26 protein-coding genes, 1 pseudogene and 1 riboswitch are annotated in these 22,902 nt (G+C 59.7%); of the genes and pseudogenes, 6 read left to right on the plus strand and 21 right to left on the minus strand.

Annotation, left to right across the window (positions count from 1 at the left end; translation table 11 throughout):
• Positions 1–70: 70 nt before the first annotated feature.
• On the plus strand, positions 71–712 hold the full coding sequence (gene pcp, locus LNV07_RS12005) for a pyroglutamyl-peptidase I (RefSeq protein WP_263571397.1): 642 nt from the start codon (positions 71–73) through the stop codon (positions 710–712).
• 23 nt (positions 713–735) lie between these two features.
• Here pcp and LNV07_RS12010 read toward each other — a convergent pair whose 3' ends face one another.
• Entirely contained in the window at positions 736–927 is a 192-nt protein-coding gene (locus tag LNV07_RS12010; RefSeq protein ID WP_263571398.1) for an anti-sigma factor family protein, read from the minus strand.
• 401 nt (positions 928–1,328) lie between these two features.
• On the opposite strand from LNV07_RS12010, the gene LNV07_RS12015 reads away from it, so the two are divergent.
• The 4 genes from LNV07_RS12015 to LNV07_RS12030 all read left to right on the plus strand — a co-directional run bounded on the left by LNV07_RS12015 (position 1,329) and on the right by LNV07_RS12030 (position 3,940).
• Positions 1,329–1,607: a BufA1 family periplasmic bufferin-type metallophore gene (locus tag LNV07_RS12015; RefSeq protein WP_263571399.1), complete on the plus strand. Its 279-nt coding sequence runs from the start codon at positions 1,329–1,331 to the stop codon at positions 1,605–1,607.
• Positions 1,608–1,698: 91 nt separating this feature from the next.
• Complete coding sequence (locus LNV07_RS12020) at positions 1,699–2,583, plus strand: DUF692 domain-containing protein (protein ID WP_263571400.1); 885 nt, start codon at positions 1,699–1,701, stop codon at positions 2,581–2,583.
• Entirely contained in the window at positions 2,580–3,362 is a 783-nt protein-coding gene (locus LNV07_RS12025) for a DNA-binding domain-containing protein (RefSeq protein ID WP_263571401.1), read from the plus strand. The genes LNV07_RS12020 and LNV07_RS12025 overlap by 4 nt, the downstream gene beginning before the upstream one ends.
• A gap of 71 nt (positions 3,363–3,433) precedes the next feature.
• Complete coding sequence (locus tag LNV07_RS12030) at positions 3,434–3,940, plus strand: DoxX family protein (protein WP_263571402.1); 507 nt, start codon at positions 3,434–3,436, stop codon at positions 3,938–3,940.
• On the opposite strand, the gene tolA is transcribed toward LNV07_RS12030, so the two are convergent.
• From tolA to LNV07_RS12125, 19 genes and pseudogenes are all read right to left on the minus strand, one after another.
• Positions 3,918–4,817, minus strand: a complete 900-nt coding sequence (gene tolA / locus LNV07_RS12035; RefSeq protein WP_263571403.1) for a cell envelope integrity protein TolA — start codon at positions 4,815–4,817, stop codon at positions 3,918–3,920. The genes LNV07_RS12030 and tolA overlap by 23 nt on opposite strands.
• A 10-nt stretch (positions 4,818–4,827) precedes the next feature.
• Positions 4,828–5,265 carry a protein TolR gene (tolR, locus tag LNV07_RS12040; protein ID WP_263571404.1) on the minus strand — a complete coding sequence of 146 codons (438 nt, stop codon included), beginning with the start codon at positions 5,263–5,265 and terminating at the stop codon, positions 4,828–4,830.
• A 14-nt stretch (positions 5,266–5,279) separates the two neighbouring features.
• A complete protein-coding gene (gene tolQ, locus LNV07_RS12045; protein ID WP_263571405.1) occupies positions 5,280–5,978 on the minus strand; it encodes a protein TolQ in 699 nt (232 codons plus the stop codon).
• Between the two features lie 12 nt (positions 5,979–5,990).
• Positions 5,991–6,422: a tol-pal system-associated acyl-CoA thioesterase gene (gene ybgC / locus LNV07_RS12050; RefSeq protein WP_263571406.1), complete on the minus strand. Its 432-nt coding sequence runs from the start codon at positions 6,420–6,422 to the stop codon at positions 5,991–5,993.
• The gene (locus LNV07_RS12055) at positions 6,419–7,609 is read right to left on the minus strand and encodes a pyridoxal phosphate-dependent aminotransferase (RefSeq protein ID WP_263571407.1); all 1,191 of its coding nucleotides are present in this window, start codon (positions 7,607–7,609) and stop codon (positions 6,419–6,421) included. The genes ybgC and LNV07_RS12055 overlap by 4 nt, the downstream gene beginning before the upstream one ends.
• Positions 7,606–8,166 (minus strand): transcription antitermination factor NusB, encoded by a 561-nt coding sequence (gene nusB / locus LNV07_RS12060; RefSeq protein WP_263571408.1) that lies wholly within the window; start codon positions 8,164–8,166, stop codon positions 7,606–7,608. The genes LNV07_RS12055 and nusB overlap by 4 nt, the downstream gene beginning before the upstream one ends.
• Positions 8,163–8,636, minus strand: a complete 474-nt coding sequence (ribH, locus tag LNV07_RS12065) for a 6,7-dimethyl-8-ribityllumazine synthase (protein ID WP_263571409.1) — start codon at positions 8,634–8,636, stop codon at positions 8,163–8,165. The genes nusB and ribH overlap by 4 nt, the downstream gene beginning before the upstream one ends.
• A gap of 12 nt (positions 8,637–8,648) precedes the next feature.
• Positions 8,649–9,746: a bifunctional 3,4-dihydroxy-2-butanone-4-phosphate synthase/GTP cyclohydrolase II gene (gene ribBA, locus LNV07_RS12070; RefSeq protein ID WP_263571410.1), complete on the minus strand. Its 1,098-nt coding sequence runs from the start codon at positions 9,744–9,746 to the stop codon at positions 8,649–8,651.
• A gap of 184 nt (positions 9,747–9,930) precedes the next feature.
• Positions 9,931–11,061 carry a bifunctional diaminohydroxyphosphoribosylaminopyrimidine deaminase/5-amino-6-(5-phosphoribosylamino)uracil reductase RibD gene (gene ribD, locus LNV07_RS12075; protein WP_263571411.1) on the minus strand — a complete coding sequence of 377 codons (1,131 nt, stop codon included), beginning with the start codon at positions 11,059–11,061 and terminating at the stop codon, positions 9,931–9,933.
• 5 nt (positions 11,062–11,066) lie between these two features.
• Positions 11,067–12,068, minus strand: coding sequence for a recombination-associated protein RdgC (locus LNV07_RS12080; protein ID WP_263571412.1), 1,002 nt, complete (start codon positions 12,066–12,068; stop codon positions 11,067–11,069).
• A 92-nt stretch (positions 12,069–12,160) separates the two neighbouring features.
• Positions 12,161–13,363: a type IV pilus modification PilV family protein gene (locus LNV07_RS12085; RefSeq protein ID WP_263571413.1), complete on the minus strand. Its 1,203-nt coding sequence runs from the start codon at positions 13,361–13,363 to the stop codon at positions 12,161–12,163.
• 1 nt (position 13,364) lies between these two features.
• Positions 13,365–14,660, minus strand: coding sequence for a pilus assembly PilX family protein (locus tag LNV07_RS12090; protein WP_263571414.1), 1,296 nt, complete (start codon positions 14,658–14,660; stop codon positions 13,365–13,367).
• A gap of 668 nt (positions 14,661–15,328) precedes the next feature.
• Positions 15,329–15,397 (minus strand): annotated as a pseudogene (locus LNV07_RS25550) (hypothetical protein); the annotation flags it as partial.
• Entirely contained in the window at positions 15,382–15,876 is a 495-nt protein-coding gene (locus tag LNV07_RS12100) for a hypothetical protein (protein WP_263571416.1), read from the minus strand. The pseudogene LNV07_RS25550 and the gene LNV07_RS12100, both read right to left, overlap by 16 nt.
• Positions 15,836–16,336, minus strand: coding sequence for a type IV pilin protein (locus tag LNV07_RS12105; RefSeq protein WP_263571417.1), 501 nt, complete (start codon positions 16,334–16,336; stop codon positions 15,836–15,838). Before LNV07_RS12105 ends, LNV07_RS12100 begins: the two co-directional genes overlap by 41 nt.
• A gap of 104 nt (positions 16,337–16,440) precedes the next feature.
• A complete protein-coding gene (locus LNV07_RS12110; RefSeq protein ID WP_263571418.1) occupies positions 16,441–16,899 on the minus strand; it encodes a GspH/FimT family pseudopilin in 459 nt (152 codons plus the stop codon).
• A 184-nt stretch (positions 16,900–17,083) separates the two neighbouring features.
• Positions 17,084–17,527: a transcriptional regulator NrdR gene (gene nrdR / locus LNV07_RS12115; RefSeq protein WP_263557998.1), complete on the minus strand. Its 444-nt coding sequence runs from the start codon at positions 17,525–17,527 to the stop codon at positions 17,084–17,086.
• 35 nt (positions 17,528–17,562) lie between these two features.
• Positions 17,563–18,810 carry a serine hydroxymethyltransferase gene (glyA, locus tag LNV07_RS12120; RefSeq protein WP_263571419.1) on the minus strand — a complete coding sequence of 416 codons (1,248 nt, stop codon included), beginning with the start codon at positions 18,808–18,810 and terminating at the stop codon, positions 17,563–17,565.
• A 63-nt stretch (positions 18,811–18,873) separates the two neighbouring features.
• Positions 18,874–19,038, minus strand: a riboswitch (ZMP/ZTP riboswitch).
• A gap of 75 nt (positions 19,039–19,113) precedes the next feature.
• A complete protein-coding gene (locus tag LNV07_RS12125) occupies positions 19,114–19,971 on the minus strand; it encodes a lytic transglycosylase domain-containing protein (protein ID WP_263571420.1) in 858 nt (285 codons plus the stop codon).
• A gap of 262 nt (positions 19,972–20,233) precedes the next feature.
• Between LNV07_RS12125 and LNV07_RS12130 the strand changes: the two genes are divergently transcribed.
• A complete protein-coding gene (locus LNV07_RS12130; protein ID WP_263571421.1) occupies positions 20,234–21,811 on the plus strand; it encodes a UbiD family decarboxylase in 1,578 nt (525 codons plus the stop codon).
• Positions 21,812–22,169: 358 nt separating this feature from the next.
• Here LNV07_RS12130 and LNV07_RS12135 read toward each other — a convergent pair whose 3' ends face one another.
• Complete coding sequence (locus LNV07_RS12135; protein WP_263571422.1) at positions 22,170–22,817, minus strand: GntR family transcriptional regulator; 648 nt, start codon at positions 22,815–22,817, stop codon at positions 22,170–22,172.
• Positions 22,818–22,902 lie beyond the last annotated feature (85 nt).

Genomic DNA, 22,902 nt, shown 5'->3' on the forward strand with positions numbered 1-22,902 from the left:
CCCTTTATGGTGAAGGGGCGGCCTGCCCGCGCAACTGTTGGCTCACCCGTAGGCACATTAGGAAGCTTGGATGAAGACAATTTTACTGACCGGGTTTGAACCGTTTGGCGGAGAGTGCATCAACCCCTCTTGGGAGATTGCGCGTGCATTGGATGGACAACTGATAGGCGACGCGCGCATCGTCGCCAAGTGCTTGCCCTGTGTGTTTGGCGGCGCATTGACGAGTATGCGCGAGGCCTTGCATCAATTGAAACCCTGCTTGGTGTTGGCATTAGGCCAGGCCGGAGGGCGCGCCGAGCTTTCGCTGGAGCGCGTGGCCGTCAATATTGATGACGCCCGCATCTCCGATAACGCTGGCCACAAGCCTATTGACGAAGCCGTGATCGAGGGTGCGCCGGTGGCATATTTTTCGAGCCTGCCAATCAAGGCAATGGCAGCAGGGCTGCGCGAAGCAGGCTTTCCAGTCGGCATCTCTCAAACGGCCGGCACGTTTGTCTGCAACCATGTGTACTTCGGGTTGCAACATTATTTACGTGACAGCCCGGTGCGCAGCGGTTTTATGCATATTCCCTTGTTGCCGGAGCAGGCGGCAAAGTTCCCGGGTCAAGCCAGCATGGCACTCGCCACCATGGTGGACGGTGTCCGAGTGGCGCTGAATATTGCCCTCCATTCGGGCGCCGATTTGCGCGAGTCCGGGGGCACTATTTGTTGAGGCCGCAGAGGCTGCAAGCGTCGTCAGTCTTCGGAGTAATTTCGCCAGCGCCTACTTGCCTTGTTCATCAGCGCGACTTGCTTGCCGAAGTTGGTGCAAGCCTTGCAGATCAACCAATGCGCCCGAACGATGAGCCGTTCATTGAGGCTGAGCCGGCGCTCTTGTCCCTCCAGCACGATTCGGGTGATGCCCTTGCATTTCGGTAGCGATATCACGCTGTATCTCCCGCCTGCTCGGCTCGATCGTTGAATGTATTTGGTCGTAGGCAGTCAGATTTTCACCTGACTGCCTTGCAAACTTCTGAGCTATTCGTCGGGTTGATGTTCAATTCCTTACAGAATTTTTCCAGACTCGAAGCTTGGCAGTTGCGCATTACAAAGTAGAAGCGCGTTCCGCCGGTTGGGGCGCTGTGCGCGCAGTCTGTTGAGCTGGACCGCAGGGCTGTCACGGCTTCTTTCAATTGGAGCGAATATTTTTGCGCGCCATGTAAGGAATCAAGCTTGACTTGCGACCGAAGGGAGTCAACGGCATGATGCTTTGGCTTCAAGCTATCTGCTTGAGGTCTTTTCGAACCGCTGTTCTACTTTTGATCACTTTTAAACCGTCGGAGTCATTCATGAAATCAAGCTATCTCGTTTCTTCCGCAGTCGCCGCAGCTCTGGCCATGGGCTTGGTGGGTCAAGTGGCCGCCCAGGACAAGGCCGCCAAGGAGAAATGTTTCGGAATCGCCAAGGCCGGCGAGAACGACTGCGCAAATCTCAGCGGCAGCCATTCTTGCGCCGGACAGTCCAAGGTCGATATGGGCGTTGACGAGTGGAAATTCGTTGCCAAGGGCAGTTGCAAGGGCATGTCGGGCATGAGCGCCGAAGAGGCCAAAGCAAAGATGAAGAAGTAAGACCAACGTGATGCAGTTGGGTCAAGCGGAGTAGGTGCAGCGTATGACTGGGAATATGGCAGGGAACGTGGTGGGCAGCACGGCTGCGAGCATGGCGTCAAGACAACAGTCGATACAGGCGCAGCTTGGTATTGGCTGGCGCCAGCCTCATTACGATTTGCTGCTGCAGACGCTGCCTCCGCTTGGCTTTCTCGAATTGCATTCGGAGAATTTTTTCGCCGATGGCGGCGCGCCTTTGGCCGTGCTGATGGCCGGGCGCGAGCATTACCCCATCAGCCTGCATGGGGTCGGCCTGTCGCTGGGTTCGGCCTGCGGCCTTGACCCCTGGCATCTTGACCGGCTGGCCGCTTTGGTCGAGCGAGTCGAACCGGTTCGTGTGTCTGATCATGCCAGCTTTGCCAGGGTGGCTGGTGCAGGTGCACGCACCGATGTCCATGCCAGCGATTTGCTGCCGATCGAGTTCAATCGATCTAGTTTGGATGTCATGGTCAGCCATGTGCAGCAGGTGCAAGAGAGACTGAATCGACAGATTTTGGTGGAAAACCTCAGCGCCTATATTGGCTGGGACGCCGATGACATGTCCGAGCCCGAGTTTTTCAATCAACTGACCCAGCGCAGTGGCTGCGGCTTGCTGCTGGATGTGAATAACCTGGTCGTCAATGCGCGCAACCGTGGCGCCAACAAGGGCGAAGCCGCGCAGCAAGCACAGACCTGGGTCGATGCTGTTCGAGTCGGCAGCGTTGGTGAGCTGCATTTGGCGGGTCATGCCGAGTTGCCCGGCATCGTTATTGATGACCACGGCAGCCGTGTCTCCGCAGAGGTGTGGCGCGTGTTTGCCCATGCTGTACGCCGGTTTGGGCCGCAGCCGACTTTGATCGAATGGGATACCGATGTTCCAGCGCTGGAGGTTTTGCTGGGCGAGGCCGACTTGGCTCGTCAAGTGATGCTTGATAGCTTGGATCCGGTGGCTGCATGAGTGCCGCCTTGATAGCGCGCCAGCGGGCCTTGCTTGAGGCGCTGCTGGGGCGGGCCGATGCGTCTTCTATCGGCCTGCTCGGCTTGCCCGGTGTGCGAGATGAGCAGGGTGGGGCGGCCGCGCAGCGCGGGCTGCGCGCCTATCGTCTGAACGCGCAGGTCTTGGCGGCCAAGACGCTGGGGGCCGTGTTCGGGCGCATTCAGCAGGTCTTGGGTGATGAGTCCTTTGCAGCCATGGCTTGGTCTTTTTGGCGCCGTAGCCCGCCCGAGCGGGGCGACTTGGGGCTGTGGGGCGAGCGTCTGCCGGAGTTCTTGGCCGGGCAGGACAGCATGGATTTGTGGCTCTGCGATCTGGCTCGACTCGAATGGGCCGCGCATATCGCCGAGCGCGCTGCGGACAGCGAGCTCGACGCCGCATCGTTGACGCTATTGAGCGAACAAGAGCCGGAACGTTTGAGTTTGCGCATGCGGCCCGGCCTGCAGTTGCTGCGGGTGCAGTCGACGGCCTGGGCCTTGTGGTCGGGCAGCGATGACGCAGAGGATGACGCAGAGGATTGCGGAGCAACGGTGACGGTTGTCATGGCCCGTAAAGCATGGCGAGCCGAAGGGTTTTGCCTGCCGCTGGGCGCCTCGGCACTGATGGACGCTTTGCTTGGCGGGGCGAATTTGGATCAAGCCGTGCAACAGGCGTTTGTTGCCGAGGCTGATTTTGATTTTTCGGCATGGCTGCAGTCAGCCCTGCTGAATGGTTGGCTGCAAGGCGCCGAGCATCGAATCTGATGGTCTCGATTCAGACATTTTGAGACGTTTGAACTTGGCATTAGCCCGGTTCGCAAACAAGGAATATCGCAATGAAATCAATCGCCGGACTCGCTCTGCGAGCTTTTACCGACCCTGGCCAGAGCGCCAACCAAAAGTCGAGTTTTCCACCGCAGTTAGTCGCAATGTTGGAGCATGCGCAATCCTTGGCCTTGTTGTTGGCCAGGCTCTATGTTGCGCAGGCCTTTTTTCTGTCCGGCTTGACCAAGTTGCGCGATTGGTCAACGACGCTGGCGCTGTTCGAATCCGAGTACATGACGCCCTTCTTGTCGCCCGAAGTAGCGGCTTGGATGGGCACCGGTGGCGAATTGCTGCTGCCGGTTTTGCTGGTTTTTGGCTTGGGCGGGCGCTTCGCCGCCTTGGGGCTGTCCGTCGTCAACGTGATGGCGGTGCTCAGCCTGAGTGAAATCGCGCCAGCGGCGCTGGCAGGCCATCATCTCTGGGCTGTGTTGCTGTTGGCGGTGGCGCTATGGGGCGTGGGCCGCTGGTCGCTCGACGCCTGGCTACAGCGCAGACTCACTCCAAGGGCTGGAAGCTAATCACCAAAACCGGCGGCACCCGGCCGTCAACATCGCGCGGCAGGGTTTCGGTCTTGTCGACCGCCCGCAGCACCGCCTTGTCCCATTCGGTATCGCCGCTGGGCTTGACGAGCTTGCGCGAGATGATGGTGCCGTCGGGGGCTACACGCACCTCAACTTCCGCCACCGGGTTGCCGCTTGGAGTGTCGGTGAAGATGATGTTAGGGCGTATGCGTGCCTTGATGCGCCCGCCGTAAGTTGCCGATGGCCCCGAGCTTTTCAGGGCAGTGCCGGTCGCATTGGGTGCGCCATTGGCGCCGGCCATGCCTTGAATGCGGCGCAGGTTTTCCTGTCGTTGAGCGTCAAGCTTGGCGTCGGCTTCCTTCTCCAGCTTGAGTTGCTTGTCTTTCTTGTCTTTGTCGAGCTTGGCTTGCTTGAGTTTGTCTTCCTTGCGCTTCTCGTCTTTGAGCTTCTCGTCCTTCAGTTCCTGCTCCAGTTTTTCCTTGGCGAGCAAGGCTTCGCGCTTCTTGCGCTCGGACTCCAACTCGGCTGCGCGTTTCTTTTTTTGCTCGCGGGCGATGGCGATCTCCGCGTCGCGCTCCGCTTGCGCCGTCTCTTCAACTGGCTTTTGTACCGGCTTGGGCTCGGGTTTTTTGAAGACCTCGGGTTCCGGTTCGGGCGCGGGCGGTATGACTTCCTTGGGTGCCGCAGCCTGCGGCACGGCCGACCATAATTCGGCCTCAAACACTGGCGGCGCCTTGGTGCGCCAGTTCACCCCGGCACTCAGCGCGGCCACCAGCGCGGCATGGGCAATGATGGCGAACACGAGGCCGCGTCCCATCAGCGGCGTTTCGGGTGGCCGTAGCGGATCGGTAGGGCGCAAGAACAAAGCCGACATCGCTGCTGCTTCAGTTGCCGGCGCTGCCGGAGTTGCGCACGGCCAAGCCGACCCGGGCCACCCCGGCGGTCTGCAAGACATCCATCACCTTGACCACCGCCTCGTACTTGACGTTCTTGTCGCCCGAGATCACCACCGGTGTCGTCGCCTCACCTGCTTGCGCCTGTTTGACCTGCTCGGCAAGCCGGTTCAGGGTCAGCGGACGTGCCTCTTCCTTGTCCAGCTTGATCTTGATCTTTTCGTCCGAGCCAACGATGACATGAATCACATGTTCGGGTTGCGCACGGCTTTTTCCCACGCTGGGCAGATCGACGAGGCCGGTCGTGATCATCGGTGCGCTGACCATGAAGATGATCAAGAGCACCAACATCACGTCGATGAAGGGCACCATATTGATTTCGTTGATGGTGCGGCGGCGGCGCGAGCCGCGTGCGCTGATGGCAGCCATTGCTCAGCGCCCCTTCAACGGCCGGCCGGGCCTGCCGGGGCAGGTTGGGCGGCGTTGCGTTGCAAGATGTTGGAGAACTCTTCGATGAAGGACTCCAGCGTGATCGCGCTGCGGTCGATCTGGCGGGCGAAGCGGTTATAGGCCAACACCGCAGGTATCGCCGCAAAGAGGCCGATGGCCGTCGCCACCAAGGCTTCGGCGATGCCGGGTGCCACGGTGGCCAGCGTCACTTGCTGCACATTGGACAGGCCGACGAAGGCGTGCATGATGCCCCAGATGGTGCCGAACAGGCCGACATAGGGCGACACCGAGCCGACCGAGGCCAGGAACGACAGATTGCTTTCCATCGCATCCAGCTCGCGTTGAAAGCTCGCCCGCATGGCGCGGCGGGCGCCGTCCAGCAAGGCGCTGGCCTCGGTGACGCGGCGCTCGCGTGACTTCAAGAATTCGCGCATGCCGGAGGCAAAAATACGCTCCAGCGGCGCGCCGTCGGGCTTGGTCGAGACCGCGCCGAACAGTTCGTTGAGGTTCTTGCCGGACCAGAACTCCTGCTCGAATGCCTCGTTACTTGACTTGATGCGAGAGAGCGAAATCAGCTTGCTGAAGATCACACTCCAGCTCGCCAGCGAAACCAGCAGCAGCGCGGCAATCACCAGCTGCACGGTCAGGCTGGCGTGGGCAATCAAGGAAACAATCGAGAGGTCTTGATTCATGGGTGGAATGGTTCAGGGGTTCAAAGGTTCAAGGGCCCGCGTCAAGGCGGCCGGCATCCGGGTGGGCAGCAAATCGCTATGCTGAGCGCTGCCGCTTTGGCTTTTCACGCAGGCAATGCGGATCTCGCCCTCGGCCAGCAAACGTTCGCCGCAAAAAGCCTGCTGAAATAGCAGCATGCTGGCGCGGCCCATTTCGCGCAGCTCGACGCTGACCTGCAGCAGGTCGTCCAGTCGAGCCGGGCGCAGGTAGCGGGTCTGGGTGCTACCGACGACGAACATCACGCCGTCTTGCAAGCGCATCAGCTCTTGCGAGAAGCCGAGCTCGCGCAGCCATTCGGTGCGTGCGCGTTCGAAAAATTTCAGGTAGTTGGCATAGAACACCACGCCGCCGGCGTCGGTGTCCTCCCAGTAGATTCGCATCTCGCGTTTGAAGACGGTTGTCATTTGCGCTCGGCCAAAAAGGCCGCCATCCGGGCCACCGCTTCTTGCAAATCGGCCATGCTGCTGGCGAATGACAAACGCATCCATGACTCGGTGCCGGCGCGGCCAAAATCGCGCCCCGGCGTCAAGGCGATTTGCGCCTTGCTCATCAACTCGAAGGCGAAGTCCCAGCTGTTGGCGCAGACCGCCGAGCAGTCAAACCAGACATAGAAAGCCCCATCCGGCAGCACCGGTACCTTGAAGCCGAGTGCTTGCAAGGCCGGCACGATGTAGTCACGTCGCTCACGCAAGGTCTCGCGGCGGCGCTCGAACTCGGTGATAGCGTCCGGCTCAAAACAGGCCAGTGCCGCGTATTGGGCGATGCTGGAGGCGCAGATAAAAAGGTTCTGGGTCAGCTTCTCGATCGGGGCGACCAAGTCGGGCGGCAACACCAGCCAACCCAGGCGCCAACCGGTCATGCCGAAGTATTTTGAAAAGCTATTGACCGAAATGACGTCGTCGCCGAACTCCAGCGCGCTGCGCTGAAAGCGTGCGTCGAAACTCAGGCCCAGGTAGATCTCGTCAACGATGGTGACGCCGCCGCGCGCACGGACGGCAAGGGCGATCGCCTGCAATTCATCCGGGGCGATCGAGGTGCCGGTCGGGTTGCTGGGTGAGGCCAGCAAAACGGCGCGGGTATTGGCGTCCCAAGCTTCATCGACTTGCGCGGCGCTGGGCTGAAAACGCTGTTCCGGCCCACAAGGCAGCAGCACCGGCAGGGCGTCGGCGGCGGCCACAAAATGGCGGTTGCAGGGGTAGCTGGGGTCGGGCATCAGCACCCGGTCGCCACGCTCGAACAGGGCCAGGCAAACAAGTTGGAGGGCGGCCGAAGCGCCAGCGGTGATGACGATGCGCTCGGCCGCAATGCTCAGACCAAAGCGTTGCAAATACCAAGTCGACAAGGCCTGGCGCAAGGCCGGCAAACCGGTGGCGGCGGTGTATTGGGTCAGGCCGGCTTTGATGCAGGCTTGGCCCGCTGCTTGCACGGCGGGAGGTGCGACGAAATCGGGTTCCCCAATATTGAGGTAGATCATCTTCCGCCCGCCCAGGGCGATATCGCAGAGCGGGCCGCGGGCAATCTCCGCGGCCGTCTTGGCGCACTCCATCACATAGAAAGGCTCGATCCGGTCGAGCCGACCCGCCAGTTTCATTTCGTCGAGTCGGGCGCCGACGCTGGGCTGCTGCGATTGGAGTTGCGGGCCGCCACTTCGACCGGGCGGAGGTCGCCGGCAGAACGGTCGAGCACACCGTTGACATATTTGTGACCGTCGGTGCCGCCAAATGACTTGGCCAACTCGACCGCTTCGTTGATGACGACGCGGTAGGGAATGTCCATGCAATGCTTGAGCTCGTAAGCGCCAATCATCAGCACGCCATGTTCGATCGGCGACAGCTCGGTGGTCTTGCGATCAACATGACGGGCCAGCACGGCATCGAGATCGCCGGCTTCGAGAATGCAGCCATTCAGCAAGGCATCGAAGTGGGCACGGTCAACCTTGTCGAACTCATCCAGCTCACGCATATGGGCGTCGATGGTGGCCACATCGTCGCCGGTCACCAACCATTGGTAGAGGCCTTGCAAGGCGGCTTCGCGCGAGCGCCGACGGGCCGATTTCGGCTGAGGCCTTTTGGCGGTGGTTTTGGTGCTGGTTTTGGTGGCGCTTGATGTTGCAGCGGCTTCGGTCTTGGCGTTGTCGTTGTTGCTCACTGCAGTTCTTCCATCAAATTGGCCATCTCGACCGCCACACGTGCCGCGTCGCGGCCTTTTTCCTCGGCGCGCGCCCAGGCTTGATCTTCGTTCTCGACCGTCAAGATCGCATTGGCAATCGGAACTTGATTGTCCAGTGAGACGCGGGTGACGGCCGCGCCACTCTCGTTGGCGACCAACTCGAAGTGATAGGTTTCACCCCGAATGATGCAGCCGAGGGCGATCAAGGCGTCATAGTCTTCGCTATCGGCCATCGCGTTCAGGGCGATGGGGATCTCCAGCGCGCCGGGCACGGTGACATGGCGGATATGCTGTTCGCTAACGCCCATTTGCAGCAGCTCTGCAATACAAGCCTCGGCCAAGCGGCTGGTGATGGCGTTGTTGAAGCGCGCTTGCACGATGCCGATGCGCAGATCTTGGCCATTCATATCGGCCAGCGATTTGGCCGATCCCTTGTCGGATGCTTGCATGAGTTCGAGTCCTTAGTTCTTATTGTTCGGGGCCAGGAAGCCGGTGACCTCAAGGCCATAGCCGGTCATGCTGGGCATGCGCCTGGGGCTGCCAAGCAAACGCATTTTTTGTACGCCCAGATCACGCAGAATTTGGGCGCCGACCCCGTAGGTACGTAGATCCATCACCTTGGGTGCGGCCTCCAAGGGCGCCGCATTCAAGCGAGCCAACAAGCCGGCGGCCTGTTCACCGCAGTTGAGCAGAACGGCGACACCTTGTGGCGCCTGCTTGAGCTCGGCCAAGGCGGCTGGCAGCGGCCATGCGTGATCGCTGCTGCCGACATCCAGCAGGTCCAGCACCGACAGCGGCTCATGCACGCGCACCAGCACGTCATCGTTGGCGCTCCAGCTGCCATGCGTCAGCGCCAGATGGACGCCACCGGTGCGGTCGCTGTAGACGGTGCACATGAACTCGCCTTGCGCCGTCAGCAGCGGGCGCTGCGACTGGCGGGTGACCAGTGACTCATTGCGGCTGCGATGTTCGATCAGCGCGGCAATGGTGCCGATTTTCAGGCCATGTTCCTTGGCAAACTCGATCAGATCCGGCAGGCGCGCCATGGTGCCGTCGTCCTTCATGATCTCGCAGATCACGGCGGCCGGCTCCAAGCCTGCCATGCGGGCGAAATCGCAGCCGGCCTCGGTGTGACCGGCTCGCATCAAGACCCCGCCGTCCTGCGCCTGCAGGGGGAAGATGTGACCGGGTTGCACCAGATCGCGCGCCTCGGCACCGCGCGCCACGGCCGCTTGCACGGTGCGCGCGCGGTCGGCGGCCGAAATGCCAGTGGTGACGCCGGTGGCCGCCTCGATCGAGACGGTGAAGGCGGTGGCGTGTTTGGTGCCATTGCGGCTGGCCATCGGCGGCAGCTGCAGGCGTTCGCAGCGTTCTCGCGTCAGGGTCAGGCAAATCAGGCCGCGGCCAAACTTGGCCATGAAGTTGATGGCTTCGGGGGTGACGTGCTCGGCGGCCAAAACAAGGTCACCCTCGTTTTCGCGATCTTCTTCGTCAACCAGGATAACCATGCGGCCGGCGGCCATCTCGGCAACCAGCTCTGAAACAGGTGATATGGGCATAAGCCCGATTGTAAAGGGCGCCGAGGAACTCGTCGGTAATCTCAGGGGGTGAGAAATTTTGCAGCGAGCGGCCGGCAGGCTAGGCGGGCGGGGCGCAGGAACGGAACGTACTCCATGTACGTGAGGATTGCGAACACTCGACCAACAACGCCTGGCGGTCGCGCAGTAAAAAGTTCTCACCCTCTCAGCGCGGCCGGGCGCGCAGTCGCAAGTCTTCACCGATCAGGCCGCAGTCTTGCCAGCGCCAAGTCAGCGCCTGCTCGAGTGACTCGAACGGCCCGAGTGAAGCCATCTCAAGCCCCGCTCCCAGCATTTTGGGCGCCATATAGATCAGCAATTCGTCGACCAATCCTTCCCGCAGCCAGGAGCCGTTGAGCTTGTGGCCGGCCTCGATATGCAATTCGTTGATGCCGCGTCGGCCCAAGTCGCTCAGCACGGCGGCGAGATCCACTTTGGCCTTTGGCCCGGCCAGATGCATCAGCTCCGCCCCCTGGGCACGCAAGGCCTCAGCCTGGGCTTGCGCATGCTCGGCTTGTGGCTCCATCGCGCAGTAAATCAGGACCTGGCCGGGCGGCGCTAACAGCCGCGCGTCGGGCGGTGTTTCCAGTCGCGAGTCAATCACCACCCGCAGTGGTTGCAGCACCGTCGGCAGCAGCCGCACATCGAGCCGGGGATTGTCATCCTTGACGGTGCCGATGCCGGTCAAGACGGCGCCGGCGCGGCGGCGCCAAGCGTGGCCATCGGTGCGCGCCGGGCTGCCGGTGATCCACTGGCTGACGCCGTTCAGCAAGGCGGTACGACCGTCCATGGAGGCGGCAATCTTCATGCGCACAAAGGGCCGGCCGGTCTGCATGCGCGAGAAGAAACCAATATTCAATTCGCGCGCCTCGTCGGCCAACAACCCTAGGCTGGTCTGGATGCCGGCCGCCGCCATGCGTGCGATCCCTTGTCCGGCAACCAATGGGTTGGGGTCCGCAATCGCCGCCACGACGCGGCCCAGGCCAGCGGCGATCAATGCATCGCAGCAGGGCGCTGTGCGGCCCTGATGGGCGCAGGGTTCGAGCGTGACGAATGCGGTCGCGCCGCGTACCGACTCGCCACGCGCATGAGCATCGCGCAGTGCCATCACCTCGGCGTGAGCAAGACCCGCCGCCTGCGTGTGGCCGCTGCCCAGCAGCCGCCCGCCGGGAGTCGCGATTACGCAGCCGACCCTCGGATTTGGGTCGCTCAAGCCAATTGCGCGCTCGGCCAAGGCCAGCGCGTGGCGCATGGCGCTCAAGTCATCCGCAAAATTGGCGGGGCTTGGGTCGGGCATCAGAGTCAATCCCAAGGAGCGGGTTCGGCCGATCCGGCGGTGGCCGGCTGTGCTTCATTTGCTGGCCGCGTCGCCACGGCGGGCAGCTCGGCCAAGGCGGCACCGGCCGCCAAAAAGTCATGCTCGCCGCCCAAACCATCGATCAAGTCGGGGATCAACTTGCACAGCTCACCGGTTGCAATGGCGGCGTCGGCGTCAAACGCTTCGTCCTTGTCGCTGGAGTCGCGGCCTTCGAAGACGACATCCAAGAAGCTGATCTTCTTGATCTGCAAGGTATCGGTGAGCATGAAGGAGACGCGGTCGCGCCAGGTCATGGCCAGCCGAGTGGGCGACTTGCCGCCGCTCAGGTGCTGCCTGACTTCTTCGATGTCGAGCGAATGGCGGGCATAACGCACCACCGACTTCATTTCGTCGACGCTTTTGAGCTCGCATTCGCGGTCTATCGTGAAGCCTTCGGGCGGCACGCCGTCCATCAACCAAGCGGCCATGCAAGTGGCGGGCGCCTCGGCGGTTTGAATCAAATGCAGATTCAGCCCGGGCAATTCCTTGATCAACAAGGTCACCACTTCTTCGGCGCGGCTGGCACTGCCGGCATCGATCATCAACAGCCGCTGGGCCGGCGCAATCCAGACCCGAATCGCCGACTGCTTGGTGAAGGCCATCGGCAGCAACTCCAGCGTCGCTTGCTCTTTGAGGTCCTTGGTCTGCTTTTTACCGGGCTTGCGGCCGGTTTCGGCCTCGATCCGTTCGGCCATCTCGTCGGTGCGGCGCTTGACGACCGAACTGGGCAGCACGCGCTGCTCAATCATCAGCTTGAGCAACCAATGGCCACCAATGTCTTCGATCAGCGGTGCATGCTCTATACCGCGTGGTGGCGCCCAACCCATTGATTGCTGCTGGGTGGCGCCGGTTTCGACGAAGGTCGTCTTGGCCAGGCTGTCTTCGATTTGTTCGACCGTGGGCTGCCACTCCTGCCCGACGCGGTACACCATCAAGTTCTTGAACACTGCAGGCAATCCTTGTTCGCTAGGCCCGCTGTCAGAGTCGAGCGGGCAAAAGCGTAGATTGTCTCATTCAGGCGAGATCAAATTTGCCAGACTTAGGGTTGATGTTGGACGGTGGCTGTATTGGTGAAAAAACCAGCCGCTGGGTCGACGGCATGGCCGGCCGGGCAGCTCTCGGCCGCGTTGATGACGAGGAAATTTTGCCGAGCCAAGGCGCCACCAACGTTGACGTAGCTTGCCGGGTGTTCGGCATTGGAGATGGCGCCGTTGCCGTCATAGTCGGCCGAGTAGCGGCAAATCATGCGCGGATTGGGGTCGCCGGCAGCGAGCGAAATGCCTGCAAGATTGAGGCGAGCAGACCAGACCGCCGGTACTGCATTGTTCGGGTAAACAATGCAGTAATAGCTGATGGTGGATCCCGACGCCGCCGTGACTTGGGCGCTATCGTCGTAGCATTCATGCGCTGGCGGCATGTCTATGAGTCCGACGTCTAGCGCCAGGGCTGCACTGTTTGGCGAACTCGAATCGGGAGGTGAGGTGAACGAGAATCGCACGAAACCGCTGAGTAAATAGCCAAAGGCGTTGTTGCTGCAGGAGAGCACATCGGTCGGTGTCAATCCTGCCGCCAAGGTCCCCGTAGCCACCGTGCATTTCCCGACGATGATGCCGCTCAGATTGTTGAATACCCAGGCCACGGTGTCGATGCTCGTGGGCACAAACACGCTGCGGCCATTGCCTAGATCCTTGGCGCCAACCGGAATAGAGGATTCACGCCCGGCCGGGCGATGAACGGTGAGGGATGTGGGCGGCACCGTCAAGGCGGCACTCAAACCCGGGTCGGCTCGGGAGATGACGCTGTCTATCATTACGAACTGAGGGCCTGCGGCCCGGTCCAGCCAGTCAACGCGCACCCGCACCGCGGTTTGTGGCGACTGATCTTGTGGCCAAGGGCTTACCGAGCGCGTGAGGGCGAAGACAGCATTGCTGTTGGGGTCACCGGCATCGGCGTTGGACTGAGAGGCAATGTCCGCAAAAGCCAATACGCCTGCCACCGGATTGACGGGGTCCGGATGGGTCAGCACCGAATAGGCGCGCAGGGTTTCCATCTCTTTTTGGGCCAACCGAATCGCTTCACCACGCTGCTTTGAGAGGTCGGCGCCGCGCCTCAAATTGCCCTGCAGTCCGACCAAGGCCAACATCCCGAAAGCCAAAATCAACAGGGCGACCAAGGCTTCGATCAAGGCGACACCGTTACTGGCATGCCTTTCGCCGGGAGACTTGGACCGGTCGGCCTTCATCTCAGTTCCACCAACTTCCCTGAACACGCACAAAACTGCCGGTCCGGTTCTTCAATTCGTCCATCACATTGGGTTGGTACAAGATGTCGACGGTGCCGCCAATCGTCAGATTTCCGTCCACCAGCAATGCGCCCTTCAATAAACCGGGTGCACCCGTGCTATTGCTCCACTCGGTATTGCCCATGACATAGAGCAAGCCTGTCATCTGCAGGTCCCCGTCAACGCGAACCGCGCCGCTGGCGATGACCAGCATCGGGCTGGTGTCCGCACCCAGCACGGTGGTGCTGAAAATGTTGAGCGGCCCATCGACCCAAACCATCCTGGCCCCAATGGCATAGGCCGCCGCCAGCGTCGGCCCGCAGTCGCCGTTGCAAGTCACCTTGCGGATGGCTGGCTGATTCAAGTAGCGAGCCGGCGACATGCCGAAGAACATTGCAAACATCTTCTCCGAGGAAGCGCCCAAACCGGTATCGCCCAAGACCAAAGCCTGTTGAACCGGAGTGCCGGGCAAGGTGTCCAGCCTTGTCTCCACCAAATTGGGCACGACCGCGGCGGTGGTCAATAAAAGAAGACCATGGCTGAGCGGGTCGCTGTTATGCAGGCCGACACCGTTAACACCCAAGTTGATGGCACCCTTGACGGTCAACGGTGTTGCGGGCGGGACCTTCAAGGCGCTCAGCAAAGCAGCGTCGAGTTGAACGACCGAGCGGGACAAGGCCATATCGCTGGATGTCGCGTCGTCTTCGCATTGCGAAACCACGCTGCCGGTACAACCGACAGATTCAATGCGCAAATTGCCGGCTCGATTGCCTACCGGCGAAATCAGACTGACTCTAAAACTTGGCTGCATATTGGCCGCCGCAGCCGGCGCAGGCGAGGCCGTCCAGGCGCCGGTCGGGCAATTGCAGACCCAGCGCCCCTGAGCCTCTGAATGCACACAATCGGCGACGATGGCCTTGTTAGCGGTATTGGGCTTAATCACCATGCCGGCGGGGACGATCTCTCGGCTTGTCGCCGAGATGCTCAAGTAGCGCTCGCGAAAACGGTTGGTGACGGGACCATCGGCCAAGCAAGATTGATTGATGTCGAGCCCATTGAGCATGCCTAGCGCCCACTCCGTGCCTGCTTCTGCAGTTTCCAGTGACACACCGGAGCGGTAGTAATTGCCCCCGGTTCGCTGCTCAAACACCATATTCCGATTGGCGTAAGCGGCCATCATGGCCATGATCAGAAACAGCACCATCACCACCACCAAGGTCACCGCACCGCGCTCGGCCCGATGCAATGTCGAGTTCACGAGCAGGGCCCCAGCAGTTGGTCATTGCGGATGCGACTCGTGACCTTGATGGTGCGCTGAACCCTGGCGTCATGGGCAGCGCGGCCCGTCAATGCAATGTCAAATCGGCGCAGCAATTGACGGGGAGGGCTGCTTGCACTGCCTGCTGGACAAGCAACGCCATATAAATCGTCCAAGGGAATCTGCTGCTCCTTCAACTGGACATCGAAGGCCGTAATGATCAAGACCTCCTTGTCCGTCAGCGGCTGCCATCTGTCGCCGATTCGGAACTTCAATATGCCGCCATCCTCGATTTTGAATCCGAATTTCTCTGTGCTCGAGCTCATGATGTTGTCTTCAGCATCGGCGATCGGGGTGGCGCCGGTGGATCTGCCTCGATCTTTGTGACGTGAATAGCTGTATTCAAGGATCGAGCTGCCATGCGCTGCCGTTAAAGCCGTATCGGCATAGTCATTCACCATAGGTGCCGCTGCGGCGCCGGGCGACCAAACACCATTCTGGGGAACTGCCCAAGAGCCCGCACGGCGCAGATCGCGCAGCATCAAATCGGCCGCCGTCCGCAAATCTTGCTGCACCTGAGTCTCCAATGTCAGTCGCCTATGTTCGGCCAATTGACTGGTCATCATGACGCTGGCTCCGGCCACGACAATCATGCCGACGGCAATGCCCACCATCAACTCGATCAGGCTGGTGCCTCGGTTTTTCTTGCGGGAATAGTGTGTCATGGTGACGGACATGCAAAAACAGCACTGAAAATGCCATCTGTCGGTGCGCAGCTTGTGACTCGCCCAATGGCATTGAATTGAACCTGTAATTCGCAAGGTCCCAGGCCCTCCATCGCAACGGGGAAGCCTTCCGGCATGGTGTTAGTCACGCGCGGTGCTGCAAGCGAAAATTCGTTTGGCTGGCCCGCAACGCTCTTGGTCATGCTCGCACCCACGCGGCCGGGCATTTGCAATGGCTCCAGTTTCGTGTCGCGGCAAGCAGTTCCGGACGGGCTACTGCAAAGACAGATATCAAGCCCTGCGGTGACGCCGATCTTGTAATAAACCATGTTTGCGGGCCGAGAAAATTCGACAAGGACAGCTTCATTCCTGCCCAAGTCGGCTCCAGCCCGGGCTATCGAAACTCCACCATCACTTTTGTCAAAGTGATGCCAGGTTCCATTTGCTGATTTATCTGGGCCAACATTGCGCAGAGCTGTCTTGGTTTGCATGGTCTTTGGCCTCATAAATGATCTTGCCGCCGTCGACTCGTATAGACATTTCTTTGCACTCGTCGTCACCAGTTTGCAGGCTGAGCGAGTCCGGGACGGCCTTGGCAATGAAGCCAAAATTGAAGCTGGCTGGATTCCTAATACCGCTGAGACTCAAGTTGTAGTGTTTGTGTTCAGACTGCGTACTCAAGATCAACTCGGTGTCCAAGTCGGACGCATAAGCGACGCGATTGCTACGCCAGCGTTCCTGCGCCTGCAAGATCACTGAAAGGGCAGAGATCGCATCGGCGCGCCGCCCCTTGGTCATTTGCTTTTGAAAGGCCGGCAGAGCAATCATGGCCAGAATTGCAACAATGATCGCCACAATCATCAATTCGATCAAAGTGAATCCCTCCACGAATGACGGTAGGGCTCGTGGCTTGAAGTCAGCAAAGGGCGTAGGAGAATATTCCGAACTCATCTTGCCATTATGGGAATTTGGTACTCCCACCCGGTTGCTTTGTGCTGCCGTCTGTCGGTCGAGGAAAACCTTTGATCGCGTCCCCGTAATCAGGGGGTGGCGAGTCAGCAGCGTGGAAATCCGTGCATTTCTGCGCTCGGCGAGCAAGACCTTACGCGGCCGACAATGCTGACCACGTGGCGTATGGTGTCCCCATTGGTCGAGCTGATGTCTATGCTGCCGGTGCTGGTTACTGCTCCTTGGCGCGCTTGGAAACTCATATTGGCGACGTTGGCTCGGACGGAAATATTTTGAGCCGATGGTATCCACTCGAGCTTCAAAATCCGTTCGGTCGAATCACAAGCCGCTTGACCATCTGCTTCGCAATGACATTGTCCAGACGCTCCCGTATGCAGGATGTAGCAACTGCCATTCGGGTGGCGGCTGAATCTCAGCTGTACGGCATCTGCACGGCTGACGGCTTCGCTGCGCGCTTGCTGCAGATTTGCCATCACGGTTTGAGCAACCAGTTCAAGGCGTTGGCGCTGCTTGAGTTGGTCAAAGGACGGCAAGGCGATGGACATCAGCACGGCGATGATGGCGATGCAGACACAAAGCTCGACCAAGCTGCAGCCGCGGGAATTCGAAGTGAAGTTGAACATGGCGGGCTTTCATGTATTCAGTGAGGGCTGAATACAATTTAGGCCGAAAGCCCTGCATCTTCTGTCCCACTCGTGGGGGCAGTACCCCCCCATAAGAGGGATAGGGCTAAATTTCCCGAATCAACTGCCTGAACTCATCCACATCTTCAAAGCTGCGGTAGACCGATGCAAAGCGCACATAGGCCACTTTGTCGATCCGTTTAAGCTCACGCATGACCAGCTCACCCAGGCGGGTGGAGGGCAACTCACGAGCACCACTGGTGAGCAGCGTTTCTTCAATTTTGGCCAATGCGGCGTCAATCTGTTCAATGCTCACGGGTCGTTTGCGCAGGGCCAGTTGCATTGAAGCGCGCACCTTTTTCGGATCGAAATCGGCGCGCGTACCATCCTTCTTCACCACCACAGGCAGGGCTATTTCAGCTCTTTCATAGGTGGTGAAGCGCTTGTCACAGCCCAGGCAACGTCGCCTGCGACGCACCACATCGCCCTCGTCGGACTCCCGGGTCTCGGCGACCTGGGTCTCGGCATGGCTACAAAATGGGCATCGCATCGGTTGTGCAGGCGGCGCTATTTATCAACGAAATATCAACGGTAGACGGGGAAGTCGCGGGCAAGCGCGGCAACCTTGGCCCGCACCGCATCCAGATTGGCTTCGTCCGTTGGGTTGTCAAGCACATCGGCGATCAAGTTGGCGGTCATGCGAACCTGCTCTTCCTTGAAACCACGCGTGGTCATGGCCGGCGTACCCAAGCGAATACCGCTGGTGACCATAGGCTTTTGCGGGTCGTTAGGAATACCGTTCTTGTTGCAAGTCATATGGGCGCGGCCCAAGACGGCTTCGGCTTCCTTGCCTGTCATGTTTTTAGGGCGCAGATCGACCAGCATCACGTGGCTCTCGGTACGGCCGGAAACAATCCGCAGACCACGCTTGATCAGTTCCTCGGCCAATACCACCGCATTCTTCAAAACCTGCTCTTGGTAGGCCTTGAACTCGGGCGTCAAGGCTTCCTTGAAAGCTACCGCCTTGCCCGCGATCACATGCATCAAGGGACCACCTTGGATGCCAGGGAAGATGGCGCTGTTGATTTGCTTGGCGACGTGATCCTTCATCAGGATGATGCCGCCGCGCGGCCCGCGCAGGCTCTTGTGGGTGGTGGAAGTCACCACGTCGGCGTGGGGCACCGGGTTGGGGTAGACACCGGCGGCGATCAATCCGGCGTAGTGCGCCATGTCGACCATGAAATATGCGCCGATTTCCTTGGCGATCTTGGCAAAACGTTCAAAGTCGATACGCAGGCTGTACGCCGAGGCGCCGGCGATGATCAACTTGGGCTTGTGCTCGCGCGCCGTGCGCTCCATGGCTTCGTAATCAATGGCTTCGTTGGCATCCAGGCCGTAGCTGACGACCTTGAACCACTTGCCGCTCATATTCAGCGGCATGCCGTGGGTCAGATGGCCGCCTTCGGACAAGCTCATGCCCATGATGGTGTCACCCGGCTGCAGCAAGGCAAAGAACACACCTTGATTCGCTTGTGAGCCGGAGTTCGGCTGCACATTGGCATTCTCGGCACCGAACAATTGCTTGATGCGGTCAATCGCCAGTTGTTCGACCACATCAACATATTCGCAGCCGCCGTAATAGCGCTTGCCAGGGTAGCCTTCGGCGTACTTATTGGTCAGTTGGCTGCCTTGCGCCTGCATGACTGCCGGCGAGGTGTAATTCTCCGAGGCAATCAGCTCGATATGGTCTTCTTGGCGCTGGTTTTCATTTTGAACGGCGGCCCACAATTCGGGGTCGACAAGCGCGAGGGTGGAGGTGCTTCGATCAAACATAAATGGGTGCAATGCTCAAAAAGTGGAGTCCCGGTCTTGACTGGCCTGGATTAGGCTGACGGACCAGGTTGCCCAGGCGAACGGCTGAAAGCAGCTTCAGGAGACCCAAAGCAGTCCGCGCTTCCAGGTGGTCCACCACCTCGGGATGCCCCTATTTTGGAGAACTTTGCTCAGCAGCAAAGCACCGTTTTAGGTGCGCAACCTTGATCGCCAGTTGCGCGGAATTGGGAGTGTAGCGGTTGCCGGAGTTAGGCCGGTGAAGCGCAAGTAATTCGGCCGGTGTGGCAAATGAGGTCGAATTGATCAGCGGGCCAGTGCGACTCGCTCGTTCAAGGTTGTGGGCTCTAGCTCTGCCGGCGCGTTTTTCGTTGGCGTGCTGTCCCTCAGCGGCTTGTCGATGGGCTTGCGGCCGGCGGCAACGGCTTTCATTTGCTCATGCATCGCCAGCACCCGCTGGGCGTAGCCGCCGTCGTCTGGAAGATTGGCCGCGCCCACATAGTGCTTGAGACCCTCGTCGACGCTTCCGGCTCGCTGAATGTTCTCCTTGAGCACTTGAACACCAACCCGCAGATTTGTGATGGGGTCAAAGGCAGCGAGATTTCCGCCGAAAGCCTTGTATTTGTCGTTATGCACGCTGGTCAGAACCTGCATCAAGCCTTGTGCCCCTACCGAGCTTTGGGCAAATGGATTGAAGCTGGATTCAATCGCCATGATGGCCAAAATCAAGGTTGGCTCTACCTGTGCGCGTTGGCCCACGGACCAAGCTTCTTGGACTAGGCGGCTGATCGGCTCCGGTGCGACCCGGTACTTGCCGGCCAGCCAATGAGCAATGGCGGCTTGTTGCCGAGGCAAGTCTTTTGGGTCCGAGGCAGTTGCCCGGTTCACCGCATCAGGCTCGTTGCTGCCGAACAGGGTATTGCCTTCGGCCAAGGCGCGGGCTTCTTCGCGGTCATGCAACCAACCCAAAGCATGACCTTCTAGGCGCTGCTGCAAGTCGACCTGGCTGGCAAAGGTGAAAACAAGGGCAACTACGGCCAATCCGACGAGGGCGAGGGTGTTATGGCTTACAACCAGCAATCCTTGGCCGATGTCGCGAGCAAACAAAGACATTGCGGCACCGGTATTGCGTGCCAGGGAAATAATTTCTAGACGCGCTGTCATGCGACTCCTTTGTTCTCATCCACATGCAAGCCATGCGCTGGTGCGCGAGGACTGCCTGCGGAAGTGATAATGGGCCGGCCCAAATGTTGTTGAAGCGACCTGGGTCGCCTCTTGCATCGGATTGCCGTCCATTGGCAGCGGGGCGCCTTCGCCCTCCCTAGGCAAAGACACGGGTTTACCCTGGACTAACAGGGCAGTCGGATTCTAAGGTCCAAAGATAACCCGTCAAGCCTGTAAATCGATTTTTAAATTACTTTTAGTTATGAAGTACCGTGATCTACGTGAATTCATTCACGGTCTGGAGGCTATGGGCCAGCTTAGACGTATTGCCGAGCCGGTTTCTCCCATTTTGGAAATGACGGCCTTGAGTGATCGCGTCTTGCGCGCCAGCGGTCCAGCGCTTCTGTTTGAGAGCCCTGCAGGTCATAAGACGCCGGTACTGACGAATTTATTCGGTACGACGGAGCGTGTCGCGCTGGGCATGGGCGCACAGAGCCTGCAGGACTTGCGCAATGTCGGGCATGTGCTGGCCAATTTGAAGGAGCCCGAGCCGCCGAAGGGAATCAAAGATGCGGGGCGCTTGCTGCATATGGTCAAGTCGCTTTGGGATATGAAACCATCCGTGGTTCGCAAGGCCGCCTGCCAGCAAGAGGTGCTTGAGGGGGCTGAAGTCGATTTGAAGGCGTTGCCGATTCAAACCTGTTGGCCCGGCGACATCGGCCCGTTGATCACCTGGGGCTTGGTGGTCACGCGCGGCCCGCAGAACATCGCGCAAGCAAGGCAGCGGCAGAATTTGGGGATCTATCGGCAGCAACTGATAGGGCGCAATCAGTTGATCATGCGCTGGTTGGCGCACCGTGGTGGCGCCTTGGACTTTCGGGATTTTGCGTTGGCCAATCCGGGGCAGCCATTTCCGCTGGTGGTCGCACTTGGTGCCGACCCGGCGACGATTCTGGGTGCGGTGACACCCGTACCGGACTCGTTGTCCGAATATCAGTTTGCGGGTCTGCTGCGGGGCTCGCGCACCGAGCTGGTAAACAGTGGTGCGGGTCAGGATGGGCGAATGTTGCAGGTGCCTGCCAGTGCCGAGATTGTTCTTGAAGGCTGCATACCAGTGGCAGCCGAAGGCTATCGCGGCGTGAGTGATGACGGCGTACGCTTGATGGAAAAGGGTGGCTATTTGCATGCGCTTGAGGGCCCGTTTGGGGATCACACAGGCTATTACAACGAGCAGGATTGGTTCCCTGTTTTCGAGGTTAGCCGTTTAACGCAGCGCACCGACCCGATCTACCACTCGACCTACACAGGCAAGCCGCCGGATGAACCCGCCATACTCGGCGTGGCCTTGAATGAGGTGTTCGTGCCGATCTTGCAGAAGCAATTCAGCGAGATTGTCGATTTCTACTTGCCACCCGAAGGTTGCAGCTACCGCATGGCCGTGATCTCGATCAAAAAGGCCTATCCGGGTCATGCCAAGCGTGTGATGTTTGGACTGTGGAGCTATCTGCGCCAGTTCATGTACACCAAGTTCATCGTGGTGGTTGACGATGACATCAACATTCGCGATTGGAAGGAAGTGGTCTGGGCGATCACGACCCGAATGGACCCGGTTCGCGATACGACCTTGGTCGACAGCACGCCGATTGACTATTTGGACTTTGCCTCGCCGGTGAGTGGATTGGGTGGAAAGATGGGTTTAGATGCGACCAATAAATGGCCAGGCGAGTCCACGCGGGAATGGGGCTTGCCTATCGTCATGTCGGCCGAGGTGCAAATGCGAGCCGATCTGTTGTTCGAGCAACTGTTCAAAACGACAGATTCGGGTTTGTCTGGGGCTTGAAAGCTTGCCGAGCGTCGCCTAGAGTTGCACTGCCTGTTTAAGGCATAACCTCTGGCGCAATATTTGCGCGCCAGGAGCCCTTCGGCAAATTGCCTTAGAGCCCCAAAGGTGGCGTAAGCCACCCACCCTCCGCCGCCTTCGGGCTCCGGAGGGTTTCTCGTTTTGGGCGGCTATTTTTTTGAAGTTAGGCGTCGAGTCGCACAAGCTAAAGCAGTCTTACTTGATGTCGGTGCGGCGGCTCAGGATTGGTAGATAGGCCTTTTGGGCAATGTCGCCTAGGCCGATCACGGTTAAGCGCAAAGATGAGGCTCTTCAAAAACTGGAGTTTGGTCAGCGTGACAGCTAGTTCGATCAGGGCTTACTTAGAACTGCTCGCGGCAGCCAGTCCGTTGTCAAAATGCTCGCGCATCAAACGCGCCGCGTCCTCGCCACGGCGCTGTGACAAGGCGGTCATCAGCGCCCGGTGTTCCTGGAGCGACTCATCCAGTCGCCCTTGCTTGAACAGCGAATGGTGGCGATTGAGCTTCATCACCCGGCGCAGATCGGTGACGATTTGCTGGCGCCAGCGGTTGCCCTCAATCTCCAGCAGTCGCAGATGGAACTGCTCATTGGCGGCAAAGAAGGCATCGCGCTCGCCGGCTTGGCGTTCCAGCGCCTGATGCAGCAACTGCAATTCGGCGAGCTCGCTTTCTTCGGCGCCGCTGGCCACCCGCGCCGCCGCATCGCTCTCCAATAGTGCCAATAGTTGGTAAGCCTCGCGCACATCGCGCTCGCTCATCTCGGTCACATAGGCGCCGCGCCGCACCTTCATCGTGACCAGGCCTTCGGCGGCCAGAACCTTTAATGCCTCGCGCAGCGGCGTGCGACTGATGCCCAGTTCGGCGCAAAGTTTGAGCTCGTCGATCCAGGCGCCGGGCTCCAACTCGCGGCCGAAGATTTGTTGGCGCAAACGCTCCGCCACCTCTTGATACAAGGCGCGTGGGGCGAGCGTGAGCGGGGCGGACATGTCGAAAAGTGACTTTAGCTTGTCAGTGTAGCGTCAATTTTGAATTTATAATTATGAATGATTGGCGCGCTATCATGCGGCGTCT

Origin of the sequence: Roseateles oligotrophus, from assembly GCF_025717515.1 — a bacterium.
GTDB lineage: Bacteria > Pseudomonadota > Gammaproteobacteria > Burkholderiales > Burkholderiaceae_C > Paucibacter_A > Paucibacter_A oligotrophus.